Genomic DNA, 6309 nt, shown 5'->3' with positions numbered 1-6309 from the left:
ATCAAGGCGCGGACCTCTTTGCTGACACGCTTCCGTCCTCCTACCTGGCTGACTCTGGAGACCCACGTCCAATACAAACGAAACCCGGCGCGATGCCAGTCACGACGGTTCTAGGAGTGACCAAGATGAGCGGCTTGGTCCACCCGGACCAGTATGTTCGCAACGCAACCCAGAACAGTTTGTGCAGGGCAGTGAATCGACGGCGAGGTTGTTGCGCGTGCCGAGCCAGCAATTGCCGACGGAGAGCCAGGTTCTCGAGGACGAGGTCCTCCCGGGAACGGAAAGCGCTGGCCAACCAACCGAGGAAATGTCGGAGCGACACGATCATGGCAAGAATTGTAGCGGAAAAATCCGAATCGAGCTTTGCGCCAAGTCATTCATTTTGCAGGTGTACGACGTTTTGGCGAGGCGCAGGGCAGAACCCACTGGCAGCGTTGGGCAATAACGATTATTGTTCTTCCAAAGCCCCAGTTTCCATATCGCGCAAGTCATGCCGACGATAGCGGAATTAGGAACCTGCAGCCGGGGCAAGCTTTTCAGGTCAACTACGCTACTTCCTACGAACTGTGGAAGAACGTGAGGCGTGGCTTTAACGGTTACTGGCTCCAGCAGGAGCTATGACGAGGTTTTTGCCCACAACTCTTGGGCGAACGCTCTCTTCAGCCAACCATTACTTCGTCCAGTCTTTGACCTTCAGATGCTTGATCCGTTTGAACGCTACATCGCTTGTTATCCGAGTCTAGCGCTTACGTCGCCAAGGCTCTTTGCGTCGACGCCCCAACACCAATGCAGTATTCTGGTAAGGGGAGAACAAGAAACCGTGGAACTCTTCGGATACAAGGCAGTACCGCTACGCGAGGACCATGAATTAATCCTTTACCGGGGCCATTCGAAGGAGGTAACTGCCCCCTCTGTTCTCCTACTAGCAACTGTCTCACTGCGCCCCGCGCTCGAAACCGTCGAAAAGCTGCAGCACGAATATTCGTTCAGAAACGAACTGGACACAACATGGACGCTTCGGCCGATGACTTTGTCCCAGTACAACGAGCAGAGCGTACTTGTATTCGAAGATCCCGGGGGTGAGCCGCTCAATCGGCTCGTTGACGGACCGATGGAAACGAAGGTGTTTCTGCGCCTCGCTGTTGCTATCGCGCACGCAGTGGGCCTGTTACACAAGCGCCATGTCATCCATAAAGACCTGAAGCCTTCGAACATTGTGGTAGCGCGTGAAAGCGGTCGAATATGGCTTACGGGTTTCGGAATCGCTTCACGCTTGGTGCGCGAACGGCGACCGCTGGAACCTCCCGAATTCATCGCTGGAACACTCGCTTACATGGCACCCGAGCAGACCGGGCGGATGAATCGCTCGATAGATTCGCGAAGCGACCTCTATGCCCTCGGCGTCACCCTTTATGAGATGCTGACCGGTACCCTGCCTTTCACAGCTTCCGATCCGATGGAATGGGTACATTGCCACATTGCACGTCATCCGGTGCCGCCTCACGAACGAGTGGAAAGTGTGCCGGCCGGTGTCTCTGCGATCGTGATGAAACTGCTCGCCAAAACTCCCGAGGAACGCTACCAGACTGCGTCGGGCGTGGAGAGTGATCTTCGTCGGTGCCTGGAGGAATGGCAGTCGCATGGTCGCATCGATCCATTCCCGCTGGGCGCGCACGACGCGTCAGACCGGTTACTGATCCCTGAGAAGCTCTACGGGCGGAAGCGCGAGGTCGACGCATTGATCGCAGCCTTCGACCGAGTCGTGACGCAGGGTAGGCCAGAGCTCGTGCTTGTGTCCGGTTATTCTGGCGTCGGCAAATCCTCAGTGGTGAACGAACTGCACAAGGTGCTTGTTCCGCCGCGCGGGCTTTTCGCGGCGGGCAAGTTTGACCAGTACAAGCGCGACATTCCCTACGCGACCATGGCACATGCTTTCCAGACGCTTGTCCGTCAGATCCTCGTCAAGAGCGAAGCAGACGTCGACCAATGGCGGCGTGCCTTGGCGGAGGCGGTGGGTCCGAGTGGCCAGCTTATCGCCAACCTCATCCCTGAGGTGGAGATCATCATCGGGAAACAACCGCCCGTTCCAGACCTGCCACCGCGAGACGCGCAGCACCGCTTTCAACTGGTGTTCCGGCGGTTCCTCGGCGTGTTCGCCAAGCCGGAGCATCCGCTCGCGCTGTTCCTCGATGATTTGCAATGGCTGGACGCGGCAACGCTTGAACTGCTGGAGCACCTGATTACCGATCCGGACGTGCAGCACCTGCTGGTTGTCGGGGCCTACCGCGACAACGAGGTGAGCCCCTCTCACCCGCTCACGCAAACACTGGACGCGATCCGCACGGTCGGAACGAGAATGCAGGAGATCGTTCTGGCGCCTCTCGGGGTTGACGATATCGACCGGCTGGTCGCCGATGCGCTGCACAGCGAGCGAAATGCCGCCCAGCCTCTGGCGCAACTGGTGCACGAGAAGACCAGCGGCAATCCGTTCTTTGCGATCCAGTTTCTCACGGCGCTGGCCGACGAAGGGCTGCTCCGGTTCGACGACGGTGAAGCGCGATGGTCTTGGGACCTTAATCGTATTTACGCCAAGAGTTACACAGATAACGTGGCGGACCTTATGGTCGGGAAGTTGAATCGCCTTCCGGTCGAAACCCAGAGTGCTTTACAGCAGCTGGCCTGCCTGGGTAACAGTGCGGACTTCGCTATGCTGAAGATGATCTACCAGGACTCGAATGAGGAACTCGAGCGGCAACTCTGGGAAGCCGTTCTAGCGGGCCTTGTCCTTCGCTCGGAAGATTCCTATCGTTTTTTCCATGACCGTGTGCAGGAAGCGGTGTATTCCTTGATCCCACAGCAACTGCGCGCCGAGACGCACCTCCGAATCGGAAGGCTGTTGGCAGAGAGAACTCCTTCACACGAGCGTGAGCAGAGGATCTTCGAGATCGTGAACCAGTTCAATCGCGCCACTCACCTCATTACGTCAAATGACGAGCGGAGGCGCGTCGCAGAATTGAACTTGGTCGCGGCAAGGCGGGCGAAGCGCTCGATCGCCTATGCCTCAGCTCTTTCTTACCTCGCGACAGGTCGGGCGTTACTGGCTGACGAGAGTTGGAAGGCAGATTACGAGCTTATCTTTTCGCTCGAAGACCTGACAGCTGAGTGTGAACTGCTGACCGCCGATATGGAGTCTGCTGAAAAGCGACTTTCGATGCTCGCCGCGCGTGCCAATCGCGCCCATGATTTGGCTCGGGTCACATGCTTACAGCTAATGCTATACACAGCATTGGAGCGGCTCGATCGTGCCGTCGAGATATGCCTTGAATATCTTAGGCGTGACGGGACGATCTGGTTAGCTCATCCGAGCAGGGACGATGTGGAACGCGAATACGAGCAGGTTTGGTCACTGCTCGGGGACCGGAAAATAGAGGACCTGCTTGACGCGCCCTTGGTCTCGAATCCCGATGCTCTGGACGATTTAGAGGTATTAACGGAGTTTCTTACCCCCGCGGTGTTCTTCGACCAAGATCTGTGTGTGCTCGTAGTCTGCCGAATGGTGAATCTTAGTCTCCGGTACGGCAATTGCGATGCATCATGCCTTGCTTATCTATGGTTTGGAATGGCAGCAGCCTCGCGCTTCGACAAGTACGAGGATGCCGTTCGATTTGGTCAACTCGGCTACGGCTTGTTGCAAAAGCGCGGCTTGAAGCGCTACGAACCTCGGATATGCATGTGTTTTGGGAGCATTATTATCCCCGGTTCGAAACACGCGCGTCACGGCCGCGACCTAGTGCGCCACGCATTCAATGTCGCTTACCAGATGGGTGATTTTACCTACGCGGCATACAGCCTAACGCAAGTGGTCATGAGCCTTCTGGTCGTCGGAGATCCACTGGCCCAGGCGCAATTAGAAGCTGAAAAAGGGATCGAATTTGCAAAGAAGGCGAAGGTTGGACTCGCTGCTGATTTGATCGCCTCGGATCTCCAGCTAATACGGAACCTCCGGGGATTGACGAGTGAATTTGGCTCCTTTAACGACGACAAATTCGACGAGATTGCGTTTGAGCGCCACCTGGCGAGTAATCCCGCTCTCAAAGATGCGGAATTCCAATACTGGACTTCAAAGGCGGAAGCACGGTTCTTTGCGGGCGACTATGCCTCTGCCGCTGATGCATCATTGAAGGTACGCCAACAACAACCTCGGTTGATTGTACTTGAACCGGCTTTTTTTCACTTCTATAGCGCGCTCTCCCACGCTGCGTCTTGGGATTCGTCCTTGCCTGATAAGCAAAGAGACCATTTCGAGGCTCTCAGAGCTAGTCATCGGCGACTGATGGTTTTGTCTGAGCATTGCCCAGACAATTTTGAAGACCGTGCCGCACTCGTGAGTGCTGAAGTCGCGAGAATAGAAGGCCGCGTGGTCGAAGCCGAAGGCCTTTACGAGAAGGCCATCCGCTCGGCGCACGCCAATGGATTCATCCACGATGAGGCGGTTGCCTATGAGGTCGCCGCGCGATTCTACGCAGCACGTGGTTTCCAAACGTTCGCAGATGTGTATTTGCACGAAGCCCGGTATTGCTATCAGCGTTGGGGAGCTGATGGCAAAGTAGCGCAGCTGGACCATTTATATCCCCATCTCAAAAAGGAAGGACTGATCTCGACGCCGACGAGCACAATCTTGGCGCCTGCTGAACTCCTAGATCTGGCCACGGTGATTAAGGTCTCGCAGGCAGTCGCGGGCGAGATGGTTTTGGAAAAACTGATCGACGGGCTCATGCGCGCGGCGATCGAGCACGCTGGTGCTGAACGAGGTCTCCTGATTCTTTTGCGAGGGAATGAGCTGCAGATACACGCAGAAGCGACCACTAGTGGAGAGGATGTAACCGTCCATCTGCGCAGTGCCGCCGACAGCACAGCCGCTTTGCCGGAGTCCGTCGTTCGCTACGTGATGCGCACCCAGGAAACTGTGATTCTCGACGATGCATCGTCTCAAGATCCGTTTGCTGTCGATTCGTACATCGCTCAGCATCGTGTCCGTTCCATTCTCTGTTTGCCACTAATTAACCAGGCAAAACTCAGTGGTCTCCTCTATCTCGAAAACAATCTCGCGCCGCGCATTTTCACTCCTGACCGTGTCACCCTGTTGAAGGTGCTCGCTTCGCAAGCAGCCATCTCGCTCGAGAATGCGCGGCTTTATCACGATCTCGAGAACCGTGAAAAAAAGATCCAGCGCCTGGTCGATGCCAACATTCTGGGAATCGCGATCTGGAATGCCGAGGGCGGCATCGTCGCGTCCAATGAAGCCTTTCTCCGCATGGTGCAATGCGACCGTGACGATGTCGCCTCGGGTCGCGTGCGCTGGAAGGACATGACTCCTCCGGAATGGCGCGAGCGCACTGAGCGCGCGTTGGCAAAGGTAATGCAGACCGGGACCGTACAGCCCTTTGAGTCAGAGATGTTCCGGAAAGATGGCACCCGCGTGCCCGTGCTACTCGCCGGGGCACTTTTCGAAGAAGGTGGCAACGAAGGGGTTGGCTTCGCCCTTGATTTGAGCGAGCAGAAGCGCGTCGAGAAAGCCCTGCGCGAAAGCGAAAACTATCTCGCCGAAGCTCAGAGGCTTACCCACACGGGCAGTTGGGCCAGCGATGGCACAACCCGCGAGGCCCTGTACTGGTCCGAGGAAATGTTCCGAATTTTCGGCTTCGATCCGCAACAGGGTCTTCCAATGCGAGACCAATGGCTGCAGCGAATACACCCAGAAGATCGTGATAAGGTCAAGCGGCAGGCCAGTGATAGGATGTTCGTCCGGAAGGTAGATTCCGACATCGAATTCAGAATCGTGCTACCGGACGGGACAGTCAAACACATTCATGGCCTGACCCATCCAGTTTTCAATTCCACTAGAGAGCTTGTTGAAGTGGTCGGCACGGCGATAGATGTGACCGAACGCAAGCGCGCGGAAGAAAAGATCCAGCAAAGCGAAATGCAGCTTCGACAGATCCTGGATTTCACGCCGCAGCTGGTCGCAGTATTAGGGCCCGATCGCAGCCGCCTTTATACCAACCAGGCCGCGCTCGACTATTTCGGTCTTACTCTCGAGCAGTGGCAAGGCTCCGGCCCGCCTAGGTTCTTTCACCCTGATGATTGGGAACGGATAGCGAGGGAAACTCAAAGTAAGTTCTTAAGCGGGTCGCCGTTCGAGACCGAAGCGCGCTTCTTGAGAAAAGACGCGAAGTATCGCTGGTTTCTTTTGCGCTATAACCCCGTGCGAGATGAGCAAGGATGTGTCATTCGTTGGTATCTCGCGGC

The 6309-nt window shown here is 56.3% G+C and carries 1 protein-coding gene; it reads left to right on the top strand.

The window, feature by feature from the left end; genetic code table 11:
• Nucleotides 1-820: 820 nt before the first annotated feature.
• Nucleotides 821-6309: AAA family ATPase (locus VNX88_10965; GenBank protein HWY69181.1), on the top strand; the 5489-nt coding region annotated here is incomplete at its 3' end.

This window comes from Terriglobales bacterium (genome assembly GCA_035567895.1).
Lineage (GTDB): Bacteria > Acidobacteriota > Terriglobia > Terriglobales > Acidobacteriaceae > Gp1-AA112.
Note: the sequence above shows the minus strand (reverse complement) of the source record. Positions and strands in the feature narration are given on the sequence as shown.